Below are 15,376 nucleotides of genomic sequence, written 5' to 3'. Positions count from 1 at the left end.
ATGGGTTGCGGGTGGCGCGCAGTGCAGTGGAAACTGAAAAGGAAATAACCATGTCCTGGCTTGAAAAACTTCTGCCTGCAAAAATCCAGCAGACCAATCCGACGGAACGCCACCAGCAGATTCCCGAAGGTCTGTGGATCAAGTGCCCCAGCTGCGAAACCGTTCTGTACAAGACCGATCTGGAAAAGAACCAGAACGTCTGCCCGACCTGCGGCCACCACCACCGCATCGGTGCGCGCGCGCGTCTGAACCATTTCCTCGACGCCGAAGGCCGCTATGAAATCGCACAGGAAGTCATTCCTGTCGACCCGCTGAAATTCAAGGACAGCCGAAAGTACCCCGAGCGTCTGAAGGAAGCGCTGGAGAACACTGGCGAGACCGACGCACTGATCGTCATGGGTGGCTCCGTCAAGAGCATCAATGTGGTCGTAGCCTGCTTCGAGTTCGACTTCATGGGCGGCTCCATGGGCTCCGTGGTCGGCGAACGCTTTGTGCGCGGCGTGGAAACCGCCATCGAGCAGAAAGTGCCTTTCATCTGCTTCACTGCCACCGGCGGTGCCCGCATGCAGGAAGGCCTGCTGTCGCTGATGCAAATGGCCAAGACCAATGCAGCACTGACACGTCTGGCCAAGAAGGGCCTGCCCTATATCTCCGTGCTGACCGACCCGACCATGGGCGGTGTGTCCGCCGGCTTCGCCTTCGTGGGCGATATCGTGATCGCCGAACCCAAGGCCCTGATCGGCTTTGCCGGCCCTCGCGTGATCGAAACCACCGTGCGCGTGAAGCTGCCCGAAGGCTTCCAGCGCGCCGAATTCCTGCAGGACAAGGGCGCCGTGGACATGATCGTCGACCGCCGCGAGCTGCGCGATCGCGTCTCCAGCTCTCTGGCCATGCTGCAACGTCTGCCTGCGGACGCCGTGCAATAAGCCCGGACGAGCAAAAAGCAAAACGGCTGACGCAGCATTCATCTGCGTCAGCCGTTTTTTTTGTCGGCTTCATCGCCTCGGGACATTCACAAAGAACCTCAGAAGAGGCTTTGGAACTGACGAGACTTCCCTCAAGGCGATGCGGCTTTCCCGGCCCGGGCAGCGCCCTTAGCGCACACCTGCAATCATGGACAGACCGCCGGCCTGCACATAGTTGAGCACCATCAGCAGCACCTGCAGGCCGATCAGGGCAATCAGAGCAGAAAAGTCCACATTGCCTATCAGGGGCACCACCTTGCGGATCGGTGCCACCAGCGGCTCCGCCAGACGCTGCAGCACGCCGTAGATGGGGGAATAGGGCTGAACCCAGGACAGGATGGCGTAGATCAGCAAGATGCCCATCATGCCGGACAGGATGACCTTGACCAGTCCGCAAAAAGCCAGCCAGGGCAGCGCCAGCACCGAGCCCTTGGCACCCAGCAGCAGCCAGATCAGCAGCACCTGCGCCAGTTGCAGCAGCAGGGCAGCAATCAGGCTGGATTTGTCCCAGCGGCCCTTGGCGGGCACGATCTTGCGCAGCGGCATGACGATCCAGTCGCTCAGCGCAAAGACCAGCTGCCCCACGGGGTTGCCGAACGGCACGCGCTGCGCCTGCATATACATGCGCAGCAGACAGGCGCCGGTGATCAAGCCGACGACGACATCCAGCAGGAACAGAACGATTTCAAACAGCATGTGACCCAATTCAGAAAACAGTGAGCAACTCACCCATTCGTGGGATGATAGCCGGGCACCATGACCGATACGCAAAGTCTTCATTCCCTGCCCCTGTTCCCGCTGAACACGGTGCTGTTTCCCGAAGGCCTGCTGAGCCTGCAGGTCTTCGAGGTGCGTTATCTGGACATGATCCGCAAATGCCAGCATGCCGACGCCCCTTTCGGCGTGGTTGCGCTGCAGTCGGGACAGGAGGTACGCAAGGCCGGCGCCCAGACCGAGCGCCTGCACTCGGAGGGCGTGCTGGCCCATATCGCCCGGCTCGACTCCCCCCAGCCCGGACTGCTACACCTGCAATGCAAGGGCATCCAGCGCTTTCATATCCAGCGCTGCTGGCAGTTGCCGCATGGCCTGTGGGTAGCCGATGTCGCCATGCTGCCCGACGACCCCAAGGTCACTGTTCCCAAGCATTTGCTCAGCACCTCCTATGCACTGGCTCAGGCCTTGCTGAACCTGCAGGCCCACGACCCCGACCACGCGCAACTGCCCACTCCGACGCAGATGCACGACTGCGCCTGGGTTGCCAATCGCTGGGCCGAGATGCTGCCCCTGCCGGTGCGGGTCAAGCAGCAGCTCATGACATTGGATGCCCCGCTGCTGCGACTGGAGCTGATTGCCGATGTGCTGGAGCAAAGCGGCATTACCGGATCAGGCCCGCAGGAGGAAGCCTGAATTGGGCTCCTCCCTTTAGCGGCGGCGTAGAAACACTACTTTTTCGGCAGCATTCAGCTGGCTTGCCCGGCGGCAGTCTGGGCCATGGAGGCGACATTCCGCAGTTCCTGCGAGCGCTTTGCCCGGTCGCTTACCGCTGACTCGGCAAAAAACTTAAAATCACCGGTTTCGGGCAGCGGCTATCCTTGCCGCGCCCTTATTCCTGGCCTCCAACCGGCGCTTGTCGCTGGCGCTCTCTTTTCATGACTGAACAAAACATCTCTTCTGCGGCAGAAAACACCGCCCCTCAGGACGAAAACAAACTCATCGCCGAGCGCCGCGAAAAACTCAAAGCCCTGCGCGAGTCCTCCAAGGCCAACGGCGGCGTTGCCTTTCCCAACGATTTCAAGCCCGAGCACCGCGCCGCAGCCCTGATCGCCGAGCACAGCGACAAGGATGCCGAAGCTCTGGACGCTGCAGCCGTCGCCGTCAGCGTGGCTGGCCGCATGATGCTCAAGCGCGTGATGGGCAAGGCCAGCTTTGCCACCGTACAGGACGCCACGGGTCGTATCCAGGCCTATGTCACCCGCGATGCCGTGGGTGAAGAGGTCTACGCCGACTTCAAGAAATGGGATCTGGGCGACATCATCTCCGTCGAAGGTCAGCTGATGAAGACCAAGACCGGCGAGCTGTCGATCAAGGCCACGAAAATCCGCCTGCTCACCAAGAGCCTGCGCCCCATGCCCGACAAGTTCCACGGCATGGCAGACCTGGAGCAGAAGGTGCGCCAGCGCTATGTGGACCTGATGACCGACGAGGAGGCTCGCAAGCGCTTCGTGGCCCGCAGCAAGGCTGTGGCCGGCATCCGCGACTTCATGGTCGAACACGGCTTCCTCGAAGTCGAGACACCCATGCTGCACCCCATCCCCGGCGGTGCCAATGCCAAGCCCTTCATCACCCACCACAATGCGCTGGACCAGGAGATGTACCTGCGCATCGCGCCTGAGCTCTACCTCAAGCGCCTGATCGTCGGCGGCTTCGAGCGCGTGTTCGAGATCAACCGCAACTTCCGCAACGAAGGTATCTCGGTGCGCCACAACCCCGAGTTCACCATGATGGAGTTCTACGCGGCCTACTGGAACTACCAGGACCTGATGGACTACACCGAAAAGCTGATCCGCGACGCAGCCATCAAGGCCGTGGGGACTCTTTCGCTGAGCTATGGCGGCAAGCCCGTGGACCTGGCCAAGCCCTTCGAGCGCCTGACCATCCCCGAAGCCATCGTCAAGTACACCGAAGCCGGCGACAACGTGGCCAACCGCGAATGGCTGACCAATGCCCTGAAGAAGCTGGGCATGAAGGAAGACAAGGACAAGCTGTCCACCCGCACCCTGGCCAGCCTGCAGGTGCTGTACTTCGAAGAGGTGGTGGAAGAGAAGCTGTGGAACCCCACCTTCATCATGGAACACCCCACCGAGATCTCGCCACTGGCGCGTGCCAACGACGAGCGTCCCGAAGTGACCGAGCGCTTCGAGCTCTACATCACCGGCCGCGAATTCGGCAACGGTTTCTCCGAGCTCAATGACGCCGAAGACCAGGCCGCCCGCTTCAATGCCCAGGTGGAAGCCAAGGACGGCGGCGACGACGAAGCCATGTACTTCGACCACGACTTTGTGCGCGCACTCGAGTACGGCATGCCCCCCACCGGCGGCTGCGGCATCGGTATCGACCGCTTCATGATGCTGCTGACCGACAGCGCCAGCATCCGCGACGTGATTCTGTTCCCTGCCCTGCGCCGCGAACAGTAAGCCTGAAAATTGATAGCTGTTAGCGCTTGACTGTCTTGGTTTTCAGATACTTTTATTACTGAAAACCAGGCAGAGCAGGCGCTACCAGCTATTAAAAATCAGCAAAATACCGGTATTGCCCCGGTGGCGTCTGGTGCCGATAGGATGAATCCTCGGTTCCATGTCCACAAGGAGAGCGCCATGTGTCGTTGGCTGGCCTATACCGGCAATCCTGTTTCCCTGGAAACAATGCTGTTCCACGCACGCCATTCGCTGATCGACCAAAGCCTGCATTCGAGATTCGGAGCGACGACGACCAATGGCGATGGCTTCGGACTGGGCTGGTACCAGCATCCGCGCGACATGCCCTTTCGCTATCGCTGCATCCAGCCGGCCTGGCACGATCACAACCTGCGCGAGCTGTCGCGCGCCGTGTCGGCGCCCATGTTTCTTGCGCATGTTCGCGCGGCAACGCATACGCCTGTGCAGGAGACCAACTGCCATCCCTTCCGCCACCGGCGCTGGATGTTCATGCACAACGGCATGATCGAGGACTTTCCTCTGGTACGGCGCGATCTGCTCATGGCCATCGATCCGCAGTTCTTCACCTCGCTGGAAGGCTCGACGGACTCGGAGACCATGTTTCTTCTGGCCATGAGTTTCGGGCTGGAGCACAGTCCTGTGCCGGCCATCGCGCGCATGGCGGGCTTTGTCGAGACCACGGCGCGCAGCCACGGGATAGCTCACCCGCTGAGCATGACCGTGTGTGCCAGCGATGGCGAGCAACTGGTGGCCGTGCGCTACGCGAGCGAAGGCCAGTCGCCGCGCTCGCTCTATCACAGCACCTCCTTCAAGCATCTTCACGCGCTCTACCCCGACGACCCGCGCATCGCGGCCGTTGGTGACGATGCGTATTTGATCGTGTCCGAGCCGCTGGTCGATCTGCCGCAGGCCTGGGCACAGGTGCCCGAGTCGACGGCGATCGTCGTGCGTGGCACGCAGATCGACTACCTGCCGTTCGCGCCCATTCAATCCTGAGAGCCTGTTCAGCCGCGCAAGCCAAAGCCCGGCGCAAGCTCATCCAATCGCTGTCGGCCATCTGGCCAGCGACAGTGGCATCAGCCCCATGGCTATACTGGCCCACCATGCATATCCCTCAATACTGGGCGCAAGCGCGGCTGCGCCATGCAACCGGCCAACGCCACGGCGCGACCGTCCAGCGTTGGGGCTGGTCCGACCACAGCCAGCAGGAAGCAGAGAACCATGCGCAGCAACGAGCCCAGGACGCGCTGGACGCCGTGCTGGCCGCCCCCACGCAACGCCACCTCGATGCGGGGTTCGAGCGCATGGAATGGCGTGGTGAATACGGGCTGGACGGCGGCACACCCATTCGCGAAGAGGTGCTGGAGCGGCGTGATGAGTCCGTCTTGACCCGCAACAGCTATGGCGCACACTGCCTGAATACAGAGAACGTGGCCATTGCCGATATCGACTTTCCGCGGCAGAAAAAGCCTGCCCGCTTCCCTGTCATCTCGTCGCTGCTGCTGGCTCTGGCCCTGCCCTGGCTGTGGATGACCCCGCTGACCTGGAGTCTCGGTGCCGCGATATTGATGCTGCTGGTGGCCGGCATCGGCCTGGTCTTCTGGTCGGGCCTCAAGCAATGGTTGCATGCCCGCCATGCGCGGCGCGCCGAAGCCCTGCAGCCACCGCCCATCGATGCCGCTCTGGCAAAGGTTCAGGCTTTTGCGGTCGGACACCCGGATTGGGGCCTGCGCGTCTACGAAACGCCCAAAGGATTGCGCGTCATTGTCACTCACGCCGCATTCAGCCCCTCTTCCCCCGAGGTTCAGGCGCTGTTCCAGCAACTCGAGGTTGACCCTCTCTACGCCATGCTGTGCAACCAGCAGCAGTGCTTTCGCGCTCGTGTCAGCGGCAAACCCTGGCGCATGGGCCTGAATGGCCTGTCCACCCAGGAAAGGCGCTGGCCCCTGCCGGCCGCCTCACAGGCTTCGCGCCAGCAGTGGGTATCGGACTACGAGGCCAGATCGGCGCAGTTCGCGGCCTGTCGCTTTATCGACCAGCTGGGTGCGACGACGCAGTGCCCGACGGCACAGACTTTTGTCATCTGGCACGATGAAAGCAGCAAGGCGCACTCCACGCTGGCATTGGCCTGAGTATCTCCGTGACCATTCGCAAAGCCTGTTGCCCTAAACCGGCGTATAAGGTAACAATATATTTTTCGGAACATGCCTGAACCACAGATGCGTCCGACCCTGATCTTCCTCCCATGACAGCTCAGCCATCTTCCGCATCAGCTTTGTCTGCCATCGAATCCAGCGGGGCACGGTTCTCGTCACCCGATTCTGCAACCCCATTCTCCGTACTGGTCGTCGAGGATCAGGCAGTCATGCGCGCTGCTCTGGTGACGGAACTTCGCCAGGCCGGCGTGACCCAGGTGCTGGAAGCCGAAAACGGCCGCACCGCGCTGGCACTGTTTCGCAGCGAAAGACCCGATCTGGTGCTGCTGGACATCCGCCTCCCCGGCGAAGACGGCTACTGGGTCGCGCGTCAGCTGCGCGAGGCCGAGCCCGGGGAGTGGACCCCCATCATCTTTCTCTCCGGCCTGGACAACGATCTTGACGTCTGGCGCGGCATTGAAGCGGGTGGCGACGACTATCTGGTCAAACCCGTCAAACCCATTGTGCTGGTCGCCAAGCTGCGCGCCATGCGCCGCCTGCTGGACATGCGCCGCCGCCTGGTCACGGTCTCTGCAGAGCTGCATCTGGCGAATCAAAAGCTCAACGAAATGGTGGAGCTCGATGCGCTCACGGGTCTGGTCAATCGCCGGGGCCTCGATCGCATGCTGCATGCCGAAATTGCTGCGGCAAGGCGCGAGAGCAGGCCACTGACGCTGATGCTTTGCGACCTCGATCACTTCAAGCACTTCAACGATACCTACGGCCATGTCCAGGGTGACGAATGCCTCAAGCAGGTCGGGCGTCTGCTGCGCGAAGTCTGCGTGCGCCCGCGCGACATCGCCGCACGCTACGGCGGTGAAGAGTTTGCCATGATCCTGCCCAATACCCCGCGCTCCGGCTCGATGACCTTCGCACGCGCTCTCGGCCAAATGCTCAAGTTCCTCAAGATTCGCCCGCCAGGAGCCGCCGAGGATATTCCGCTGACCCTCTCCGGCGGCATTACCACCTGCATTCCCGACGAGCACACCAGCGCCGAATCCATGCTGATGCGGGCTGACGAAGCCCTGTATGCCGCCAAGTCTCAAGGGCGCAACCGCTTCTTCAGCTTCGAGATGCAGATGGACACCATAGAGCAGAGACAGATCTAGCAGTCCGCCAGGCAGCGTTGCGGCACGGCCTACCCAATCGACACTTACCAGCTCCGCTCTCAAGAGACGCTAGGATTGGCGCATTGTCCTGTCAGCCCTTCGGGGCTGACCTCTGCCGTTTTTCTCGAGTGACTGGTTATGCGTCGTCTTCAAATGCGCCTGCCCGATTGGATGCAGGACTGGCTTGAAATCCTGATTCCCGGGGTTCAGATCTTTCTCATCATCCTGGTGGCCTGGCTGATCAACTGGCTCATCAAGCGCATCATCTCGCGCGCAGGCAAGGCATATGACCTGCCTCATGAGCTGCTCATGCCGCTGCGCGGCGTGTTTCGCTGGATCATCATCGCCGCCGCCATACTGGCGATTCTGGAGCGCCTGGGCATGTCGGCTACCGTGCTCTGGACGGCTTTCACCGGCTTTGCCACAGTGGGTGCCGTTGCCTTCTTCGCAGCCTGGAGCGTGCTCTCCAATCTGTTTTGCGCGCTGCTGATCGTCACCGTCGGTCCCTTCCGCCTGGGCGACTATATCGAGGTGCTCGACACTGCCGAGAAGCCTGGCGCCAAGGGCCGCGTGATCGATCTCAATATGCTCTACATCACCTTGCAGGATGACAGCGCACCGGCAGGCATGCCCAATCTGCTGCAGATTCCCAACTCACTGATCTTCCAGCGTGTCATTCGCCGCTGGAAAGGCGGGATGCCGATGGTGACGGAGAACACGCCAGCCACCAGCCAGGAAGAAGCGTGCGCCGTGGCAATCACGACTCCTGGCGGCAGCGCAGCTGCCTCGGGCTGAGAGCGGCTGAGACCCGGCCTCCATGCAAAAGGGCTTCCTGAGAAGCCCTTTTTTGATTCCATCAAGGCAGACGCGGCCTGACCTTGCTCGCAGCCAGCTTGGCATTCACACGGGCCTGCTCCACATCGCTGGCGCGCGCCAGGGCCACGCCCATGCGACGCTTGACAAAGCTCTCGGGCTTGCCGAAGAGGCGCAAATCGGTGCCAGGCACTGCCAGGGCTTGCTCCACACCATCAAACACCAGGCCTTCGGCATCCTGACCGCCGTAGATCACGGCACTGGCTCCGGGGTTGCGCAGGCTGGCATCCACAGGCAGACCCAGAATCGCGCGGGCATGCAACTCGAACTCGCTTTGCCACTGCGTGCACAGCGTCACCAGACCTGTGTCATGAGGGCGTGGCGAGACTTCGCTGAACCAGACCTGCTCACCCTTCACAAACAGTTCCACGCCAAACAGACCCAGGCCGCCCAGGTCGTCGGTGACGGCCTTGGCAATCTGGCGCGATTTCTCCAGCGCTGCTGGATGCATGGGGTGAGGCTGCCAGCTTTCCACATAATCGCCGGCCTGCTGGACATGACCCACGGGGTCGCAGAAATGGGTTTCGATCTGGCCATCCGCGCCCTTGGCGCGCACGGTGAGCTGGGTGATTTCGTAATCGAAGTCGATAAAGCCTTCGACGATCACGCGGCCCTTGGCGACACGGCCGCCGGCCATGGCGTAATCCCAGGCCTTGGCCACATCGGCCGGGCCGTCGATCTTGCTCTGGCCCTTGCCCGAGCTGCTCATCACAGGCTTGACCACACAGGGGTAGCCGATGGCGGGCTGGCCGTCGCTGCCGTCGATCGCGGCCTGCAGCTCGGCCAGGGAGTCGCAGAAACGATAGGGGCTGGTGGGCAGGCCCAGGGTTTCAGCAGCCAGACGGCGAATACCTTCACGGTCCATGGTCAGACGCGCGGCGCGGGCCGTGGGAATGCAGGTGATGATGCCTGCGGCCTCCAGCTCTTCCAGCATGGGCGTGGCAATGGCTTCTATCTCGGGCACGACCAGATCGGGCTTGACCTCTTCGATCAGCGCCTTGAGCTGGGCCGGATCGCTCATGGTGATGGTGCGCGCATGGTGGGCCACCTGCTGGCCAGGCGCGTTTTCATAACGGTCCACAGCAATGGTTTCCACGCCCAGGCGCTGCAGGGCAATCAGCACTTCCTTGCCCAGTTCGCCGCTGCCCAGCAGCATGACTTTGGTGGCATTGGGGGAGAGAGGGGTTCCTAGGGTGGTCATGGTTGCATCCTGCATATATGGGGCCAAGCACCCGATCATAGGCGAGCAGGTAACCCTTTCCTGGCTGCGGCTTGGCAATTCAGCCGCTTTCAGCGCCGAGCTATGAAGCGCATGGCGCGGCTGATTGAAGATTCAGTGCGGCATCGGCGAGTAATGCTCGATGCGGCAGGCACCGCGATTCTTGCATTGCCCGTCCAGATAGCGGTAGCGTACCGTCACGGCTGCGCCAGGACTGGGCCACTGCCTGCGCGGCAGCTCGCTTTGATAGTCCACCGTTTCTGGCCTGAAGCTCAGCGCCGTGCCCGGTTGCGGACACTCGGCATCGCCGCTGGCTTTGGCTTCGAGCACGCGGGTCTGCAACGCACGACCACCGCTTTGCTTTTCTCGCACCTGCACCTTGAGATCGCAGATCTGCCAGTCAGCAGCCTGGACGGCAGCGGCGCAGGCGGTCAAAGCCGCCGCGATCAGAATTCGGAAAAGAGTCATCTGCCTACCTGCAAGCGAGTGGTGTTCATGGCTTTTAAAACTATCACATTGATAGCAAAAAAAGCCTCCATAAAAATGGATTGAGGCCAATTTCATGGAAATATCCAGATGACATCAATGCGTCAGACCGACGGCCTTGCCCCCACGCTGCGGAATACTTCCCGCGTCGAACCGCATCTCGGAAGTCCAGACCGCATCGTCCCAGACCCAGGGGCTGCTGGCCTGCTCCAGGCCGAGCACATGAACGCCGCTCAAGTCCTTGACGCGTTCCTTGAGCCAGTCGATCTGATCGCTGCGCACAAATACCAGGCAGGCGATCTCCCAGTCGGGCTGCGTGATGCCCAGGCCGTGCAGCTGCGAAAGCAGCGGGGCATACCATTTCTCGACCCGCTCGTTGAGACGGTTGACCAGCGCCAGCGGATAGCCGGAAGCCGATACCTCGACCACATAGACCTGGCGACGAGCCGGGCGCAATGCCACGAAGGCCGGGCATTGCCAGCCATCGGCCACCTCGTACTTGGGGGCCACAAAAGTCTCACCGTTGGCCGTGAGCAGCTGCATCACGGCTTCTTCATGTCGGTCCATGCTGAATTTCTCCGGCGCGCCGAAAGTGCGCGCAGGCTCACACCTTAGCGCAGCTCAGGCCTCGCCGAAGCAAATTCCGATATCGCGCGCCATGGTCAGCAGCGGGCTGTCCAGCGGCACGGTGCGCTGGGTATTGGCCACATCGGCAATCGCCACACTGCCGATGCGGCCGTTCTGCAGCGTGACCATATGGCCCAGCTGGCCGCCCAGCACCAGTTGCGCCGCATGGTGGCCGAACTGCGTGGCCAGCACCCTGTCAAACGGCGTCGGATCGCCGCCGCGCTGCACATGGCCCAGCACCGTGGTGCGCACCTCGCTCTGGAGATGGGGTTGCAGGCGCTCGCGCAGCACATGGCCGACGCCGCCCAGGCGCACGGGGTCGGGACTGTGCGCAATCCGTTCACGCACCGTCAGGCTCTGGCCGCTTTCCTTGGCCCCCTCGCCGATACAGATGATGGTGTAGCGCTGACGCCGCTCACGCTCCTGACAGACCTTGATGATGGACTGCAGGTCGTAATCGATCTCGGGCAGCAAGATGATGTCGGCGGCACCGGCGATACCGGACTCCAGCGCCAGCCAGCCCGCGTGGCGGCCCATGGTCTCCACGATCATCACTCGGTGGTGGCTCATGGCCGTGCTCTCGATGCGGCGCAGGCTTTCGGTCACCGTGGCCACGGCCGTATCGAAGCCGAAGCTGCGCTCGCAGTTGGCAATGTCGTTATCGATGGTCTTGGGCACCCCCACGCATTGCAGGCCGACCTGTGCCAGGCCGTGGGCCAGACTCATGGTGCCGTCGCCGCCGATGGCGACCACCACATCCAGTGCCAGCGCCTTGACATTGCGCCCCACCTGGGCCAGCGTGGCCGCATCGCGCAGCGGGTTGGCGCTGTTGCTGGTGCCCAGGATCGTGCCGCCAATATGCAAAATGCCGCTGACCTCGTCCCAGCTCAGAGCTCTGACGCGCGGGCTCGCATCCATCAGCCCTTCAAAGCCGTCGGCAATGCCCAGCACCTCGCACTGGCCATGGTTGATCAGGGACTTGGTGACCGCACGGATCACCGCATTGAGGCCGGGGCAATCGCCGCCACCGGTCAGCACACCAACGCGCATGGGCTCGCTCTCCAAAGATTCTCGAGTGCACATCATCCCACGAGAAAGTCGCTGCCAAAGCCTCCCAGGCCTGCACCGCAGTTGAGACTGCTTGTCCCCGACCCCACCTGCTTCAGCGGCTCTAGGGCAGTACAGCCTCCCGGACCTCTTGCTGCGGCTGCAGCAACCAGCGGGCTGTGTGGAATTCCGTCACGCTGTCGCGGTGGGCCACCGAGACCAGCGCCCCGCCTCTGCCCTGCACCAGCTGCACCAGCCGGCTGTAGATCTGTGCTTCGGCAGCATTGTCCAGTGCACTCGTGGCCTCGTCCGCAAACACCCAGGCCGGACGCTTGAGCAAGACTCGCGCCACGGACAGCCGCTGCAGCTCTCCCCCCGACAGGCTGCTGTTCCAGGCCGCCTGGCTGTCCAGCCGCTCCTGCAGCTGCGGCAGCTGCGCCTCGCGCAAGACCTGCTTGAGCTCGGCGTCGCTGTAGCTTGCCGCCGGCTCCGGATAGGCCAGGGCATCGCGCAGGCTGCCGTCGGGAAAATAGGGGCGCTGAGGAATGAACATCGCGTCCAGAGGCCGCTGCACCTGGCCTCGCGCATAGGGCCAGATGCCAGCAAGCGCCCGCAGCAAGGTGGACTTGCCGCTGCCCGAAGGCCCGCTGATCAGCAACCTCTGGCCCGGCCGTATCTCAAGGCTGGCATCCGTCACGATGCGACCGCCTGCGGGCAGGAACACATCGAGAGCCCGGGTCTGCAACTGGGCCGACGGCACGAGCTGCACACCGGCCTGACTGTCTTCCTGCTCGCGCAAGCTCTCGTCAAATCCCGCCAGACGCTCAGTCGTGGCCCGCCAGGCAGCGATATCGGAGTAGTTGTTGACGATCCAGCTCAGCGAATCCTGCACCTGATTGAAGGCGGAGCCTATCTGCATGAGCTGACCCAGCTGGATGGCGCCGCTGAAAAAGCGCGGCGCCGCAATGATGAAAGGGAAGACCACCGCGGCCTGGCCGAAGAAATTGGTAAACCAGCCCAGGCTCTTCTGCTTCTTGATCAGGTTCAGGTAGTTGCTCAGAGCGTCGCCAAAACGCAGGCCGATCTGCGCTCCCTCGACGCGCTCGCCACCGTCCAGGGCGATGGCTTCGGCATGCTCGCGCACGCGGATCAGGTGGTGGCGGAAATTGGCCTCCAGCTGCTGCTGACGGTTGTTGAGACGGACCTGAGGCTTGCCGATCCAGAAGGTGATCGCACTGCCGACCAGACAATACAGTACCGCCATCCAGACCATGAAGCCGGAAATCTGCAGCTGTCCGCCGCCGAACAGGGCCGGCAGACCGATATCGACGACGGAACTCAGGCTCCACAGAATGCCGACGAAGCTCACAAAGGTGACGGCCGCATTCAGCAGCCCCATGGACAGCGACACGGTATAGGTGGTGAAGAGATTCAGGTCCTCCTGAATCCGCTGGTCGGGGTTGTCGGGGGCCTTGGCATTGCCGTCCACGCCATAGCGCCCCAGCTCCAGCCGGTAGAACGCCTTGGCCGACAGCCAGCGCTGCAATATGTGCTCGGTCAGCCAGCGCCGCCAGTTGAGCTGCAGCAACTGCGTCAGATAGAACTTGTAGACCGCGATGACGATATACACCAGGGCCAGCCAGAGAAAGCGCCATAGCTGCTGCCAGAACACCTCGGCCTGCTTGTTCTGCAATGCGTCGTAGAACACACGGTTCCATTCATTGATCTGCACCAGCATGAACACTGCGGCGAGATTGAGGCCTACGATGGCGGCCAGCAGCCCCCAGGCCCTCCATTTCTCCTTGGACTGGAAATAGGGCCGGGTCAGGGTAAAGGCCTGGCGCAGCACGCCTGGCCGGTGTTTGCAGGACTCAAGTCCCGGGCTCTTGGAATTCATGCAGGCTTTCGGTGATTCATGAACAACTGGCGCAGCGGTGATGCCGCTGCCAGGCTTCTGAGCACACCCTAAGCCGGCTAGCTGAGGCCAGACTTAAATGCCGGCAGCGCCCTGCCCGGCCTTCGAAAGACATAAAAAAATCCGCTGCCCTTGCGTCAAAGGCAGCGGATGGCGGGGTCGGCCCAGTACCGTCTAGGGCAACAGATCCAGCGCCTGCAGATAGGCCGGCTGGCGCATCAGATCCTCCCAGGCCTGGGGTTCGGTATCGGGCAGCAACGAGACACGGCGCGATTCGGAGTCGATATCGGGCACCCAGCGGCCATCGCGCAGCGCAGCGTCCATGCCGTCCAGCAACTCATCCACATGCTCGCCCAGACCCAGGCTCTGGTTGCACAGCAGCACCATGTCGCAGCCCGCATTCAGGGCCGTCAACGCAGCATCGGTGTAGCTGATGAGCTCGCCACCGATACGGCGCGCGCCCTCCATGCTGAGGTCGTCGCTGAAGATGGCACCGTCATAGCGCAAGCGAGCACGCAGGATGTCCTTGAGCCATTTTTCGCTGAAGCCTGCCGGGCGCTTGTCCACCTTGGGGTAGATCACATGGGCAGGCATGACGGCGGTGAGCACGCTGGACAGCCAGGGATAGGGGGCAGCGTCTTCGTCGAGAATGGCCGTCAGGCTGCGCTTGTCGACGGGAATGTCCACATGCGAGTCCGCCTTGACAAAGCCGTGACCGGGGAAATGCTTGCCGCAGTTGCCCATGCCGGCCTGCAACAGGCCGTGCATCAGGCTCCTGGCCAGGGCTGCCACCACGCGCGGGTCGCGGTGAAAGCTGCGGTCACCGATGACCGAGGATTCGCCATAATCCAGATCCAGCACGGGCGTGAAGCTGAAATCCACACCGCAGGCGCGCAGCTCCGTCCCCAGCACATAACCGGCGGCCGTGGCGGCGTTCATGGCACGCATGGCGCCACTGCCTTCGCGGTACTTCCTGCCCTTGCCGCCGTCATCCATCCACATCTCGCCAAAGGCGCGCATCGGCGGAATATGCGTGAAGCCATCGGTGCGAAAGCGCTGCACGCGGCCGCCCTCATGGTCCACGCTGATCAGCAGGTCGGGCTTGACGGCCTTGATATCGGCGCACAGCTGGACCAGCGCGCTGCGGTCCTCCCAGTTACGCTTGAAGAGAATGATGCCACCCACCAGAGGATGGGCCAGGCGTGCGCGGTCCACATCGGTCAGCGATGTACCTGCAATATCGATGATGAGAGGGGCGTGCATGCTCATGATGTACTTTGTTTTTGATAGCTACTAGCGCTTATCCATTAAGCGCCAGCACCATATTTCATTCTTTTCTTTCGACCACGCAAAAGCTGGCTGCATAGTCGGACTCATCGGTGACTGAAAGATGGGCCGTCAGATTGTTCTTCTCAAACCATTCCTTGAGTTCGCCATGCAGACGAATCGCAGGCTGGCCGCTGGGCAGCTTGATGACTTCGCAATGGCGCCAGGTCATGGGCATGACCATGCCCATTCCCACGGCCTTGCTGAACGCTTCCTTGGCAGAAAAGCGCGTGGCCATATAGCGGATGCCTCGTTCGGGCCAGCGCTCGCTGCGCGCCTTCCAGGTCGCCAATTCGCCATCGGCCAGAACCTTGCGGGCAAAACGCTCGCCATGCTTTTCCAGGCTTGCGCGTATGCGGCGCACATCGCAGATATCGGTTCCGATGCCGTAGATCATCC

15 protein-coding genes are annotated in these 15,376 nt (G+C 62.2%); 7 read left to right on the top strand and 8 right to left on the bottom strand.

The window, feature by feature from the left end; genetic code table 11:
- Nucleotides 1-50: 50 nt before the first annotated feature.
- Entirely contained in the window at nucleotides 51-926 is an 876-nt protein-coding gene (accD, locus tag F0P97_RS05580) for an acetyl-CoA carboxylase, carboxyltransferase subunit beta (RefSeq protein WP_182285979.1), read from the top strand.
- 168 nt (nucleotides 927-1,094) lie between these two features.
- Here accD and F0P97_RS05575 read toward each other — a convergent pair whose 3' ends face one another.
- On the bottom strand, nucleotides 1,095-1,661 hold the full coding sequence (locus tag F0P97_RS05575) for a YggT family protein (RefSeq protein ID WP_182285978.1): 567 nt from the start codon (nucleotides 1,659-1,661) through the stop codon (nucleotides 1,095-1,097).
- A gap of 60 nt (nucleotides 1,662-1,721) precedes the next feature.
- Between F0P97_RS05575 and F0P97_RS05570 the strand changes: the two genes are divergently transcribed.
- From F0P97_RS05570 to F0P97_RS05545, 6 genes are all read left to right on the top strand, one after another.
- The gene (locus F0P97_RS05570) at nucleotides 1,722-2,372 is read left to right on the top strand and encodes an LON peptidase substrate-binding domain-containing protein (protein WP_182285976.1); all 651 of its coding nucleotides are present in this window, start codon (nucleotides 1,722-1,724) and stop codon (nucleotides 2,370-2,372) included.
- A 242-nt stretch (nucleotides 2,373-2,614) separates the two neighbouring features.
- Nucleotides 2,615-4,159, top strand: a complete 1,545-nt coding sequence (gene lysS / locus F0P97_RS05565) for a lysine--tRNA ligase (RefSeq protein ID WP_182285974.1) — start codon at nucleotides 2,615-2,617, stop codon at nucleotides 4,157-4,159.
- A 180-nt stretch (nucleotides 4,160-4,339) separates the two neighbouring features.
- Complete coding sequence (locus F0P97_RS05560) at nucleotides 4,340-5,176, top strand: class II glutamine amidotransferase (RefSeq protein ID WP_182285973.1); 837 nt, start codon at nucleotides 4,340-4,342, stop codon at nucleotides 5,174-5,176.
- Nucleotides 5,177-5,283: 107 nt separating this feature from the next.
- Nucleotides 5,284-6,312, top strand: coding sequence for a hypothetical protein (locus tag F0P97_RS05555; protein ID WP_182285971.1), 1,029 nt, complete (start codon nucleotides 5,284-5,286; stop codon nucleotides 6,310-6,312).
- Nucleotides 6,313-6,545: 233 nt separating this feature from the next.
- Nucleotides 6,546-7,484 carry a diguanylate cyclase domain-containing protein gene (locus tag F0P97_RS05550; protein ID WP_003064229.1) on the top strand — a complete coding sequence of 313 codons (939 nt, stop codon included), beginning with the start codon at nucleotides 6,546-6,548 and terminating at the stop codon, nucleotides 7,482-7,484.
- Nucleotides 7,485-7,622: 138 nt separating this feature from the next.
- Nucleotides 7,623-8,279, top strand: a complete 657-nt coding sequence (locus tag F0P97_RS05545; RefSeq protein ID WP_182285969.1) for a mechanosensitive ion channel family protein — start codon at nucleotides 7,623-7,625, stop codon at nucleotides 8,277-8,279.
- Between the two features lie 61 nt (nucleotides 8,280-8,340).
- Here F0P97_RS05545 and purT read toward each other — a convergent pair whose 3' ends face one another.
- The 7 genes from purT to acpS all read right to left on the bottom strand — a co-directional run bounded on the left by purT (nucleotide 8,341) and on the right by acpS (nucleotide 15,374).
- Nucleotides 8,341-9,558 carry a formate-dependent phosphoribosylglycinamide formyltransferase gene (gene purT, locus F0P97_RS05540; RefSeq protein WP_182285967.1) on the bottom strand — a complete coding sequence of 406 codons (1,218 nt, stop codon included), beginning with the start codon at nucleotides 9,556-9,558 and terminating at the stop codon, nucleotides 8,341-8,343.
- A 132-nt stretch (nucleotides 9,559-9,690) separates the two neighbouring features.
- A complete protein-coding gene (locus F0P97_RS05535) occupies nucleotides 9,691-10,044 on the bottom strand; it encodes a hypothetical protein (RefSeq protein ID WP_182285966.1) in 354 nt (117 codons plus the stop codon).
- Nucleotides 10,045-10,158: 114 nt separating this feature from the next.
- Nucleotides 10,159-10,629, bottom strand: coding sequence for a hypothetical protein (locus tag F0P97_RS05530; RefSeq protein WP_003057958.1), 471 nt, complete (start codon nucleotides 10,627-10,629; stop codon nucleotides 10,159-10,161).
- Between the two features lie 54 nt (nucleotides 10,630-10,683).
- Nucleotides 10,684-11,739, bottom strand: a complete 1,056-nt coding sequence (locus tag F0P97_RS05525) for a 6-phosphofructokinase (protein ID WP_003057959.1) — start codon at nucleotides 11,737-11,739, stop codon at nucleotides 10,684-10,686.
- A 121-nt stretch (nucleotides 11,740-11,860) separates the two neighbouring features.
- A complete protein-coding gene (locus tag F0P97_RS05520) occupies nucleotides 11,861-13,633 on the bottom strand; it encodes an ABC transporter ATP-binding protein/permease (protein ID WP_182285964.1) in 1,773 nt (590 codons plus the stop codon).
- A gap of 192 nt (nucleotides 13,634-13,825) precedes the next feature.
- Nucleotides 13,826-14,920 carry a beta-N-acetylhexosaminidase gene (gene nagZ, locus F0P97_RS05515; protein ID WP_182285962.1) on the bottom strand — a complete coding sequence of 365 codons (1,095 nt, stop codon included), beginning with the start codon at nucleotides 14,918-14,920 and terminating at the stop codon, nucleotides 13,826-13,828.
- A 58-nt stretch (nucleotides 14,921-14,978) separates the two neighbouring features.
- Complete coding sequence (gene acpS, locus F0P97_RS05510) at nucleotides 14,979-15,374, bottom strand: holo-ACP synthase (RefSeq protein WP_003064212.1); 396 nt, start codon at nucleotides 15,372-15,374, stop codon at nucleotides 14,979-14,981.
- Between the last annotated feature and the right edge of the window lie 2 nt (nucleotides 15,375-15,376).

The organism is Comamonas testosteroni (assembly GCF_014076415.1).
In the GTDB taxonomy this organism is placed as follows: domain Bacteria; phylum Pseudomonadota; class Gammaproteobacteria; order Burkholderiales; family Burkholderiaceae_C; genus Comamonas; species Comamonas testosteroni_F.
Note: the sequence above shows the minus strand (reverse complement) of the source record. Positions and strands in the feature narration are given on the sequence as shown.

Coding starts and splice junctions, on each gene's coding strand:
- accD (WP_182285979.1), top strand. CDS start 51: ATGTCCTGGCTTGAAAAACTTCTGCCTGCAAAAATCCAGCAGACCAAT.
- F0P97_RS05575 (WP_182285978.1), bottom strand. CDS start 1,661: ATGCTGTTTGAAATCGTTCTGTTCCTGCTGGATGTCGTCGTCGGCTTG.
- F0P97_RS05570 (WP_182285976.1), top strand. CDS start 1,722: ATGACCGATACGCAAAGTCTTCATTCCCTGCCCCTGTTCCCGCTGAAC.
- lysS (WP_182285974.1), top strand. CDS start 2,615: ATGACTGAACAAAACATCTCTTCTGCGGCAGAAAACACCGCCCCTCAG.
- F0P97_RS05560 (WP_182285973.1), top strand. CDS start 4,340: ATGTGTCGTTGGCTGGCCTATACCGGCAATCCTGTTTCCCTGGAAACA.
- F0P97_RS05555 (WP_182285971.1), top strand. CDS start 5,284: ATGCATATCCCTCAATACTGGGCGCAAGCGCGGCTGCGCCATGCAACC.
- F0P97_RS05550 (WP_003064229.1), top strand. CDS start 6,546: ATGCGCGCTGCTCTGGTGACGGAACTTCGCCAGGCCGGCGTGACCCAG.
- F0P97_RS05545 (WP_182285969.1), top strand. CDS start 7,623: ATGCGTCGTCTTCAAATGCGCCTGCCCGATTGGATGCAGGACTGGCTT.
- purT (WP_182285967.1), bottom strand. CDS start 9,558: ATGACCACCCTAGGAACCCCTCTCTCCCCCAATGCCACCAAAGTCATG.
- F0P97_RS05535 (WP_182285966.1), bottom strand. CDS start 10,044: ATGACTCTTTTCCGAATTCTGATCGCGGCGGCTTTGACCGCCTGCGCC.
- F0P97_RS05530 (WP_003057958.1), bottom strand. CDS start 10,629: ATGGACCGACATGAAGAAGCCGTGATGCAGCTGCTCACGGCCAACGGT.
- F0P97_RS05525 (WP_003057959.1), bottom strand. CDS start 11,739: ATGCGCGTTGGTGTGCTGACCGGTGGCGGCGATTGCCCCGGCCTCAAT.
- F0P97_RS05520 (WP_182285964.1), bottom strand. CDS start 13,633: ATGAATTCCAAGAGCCCGGGACTTGAGTCCTGCAAACACCGGCCAGGC.
- nagZ (WP_182285962.1), bottom strand. CDS start 14,920: ATGAGCATGCACGCCCCTCTCATCATCGATATTGCAGGTACATCGCTG.
- acpS (WP_003064212.1), bottom strand. CDS start 15,374: ATGATCTACGGCATCGGAACCGATATCTGCGATGTGCGCCGCATACGC.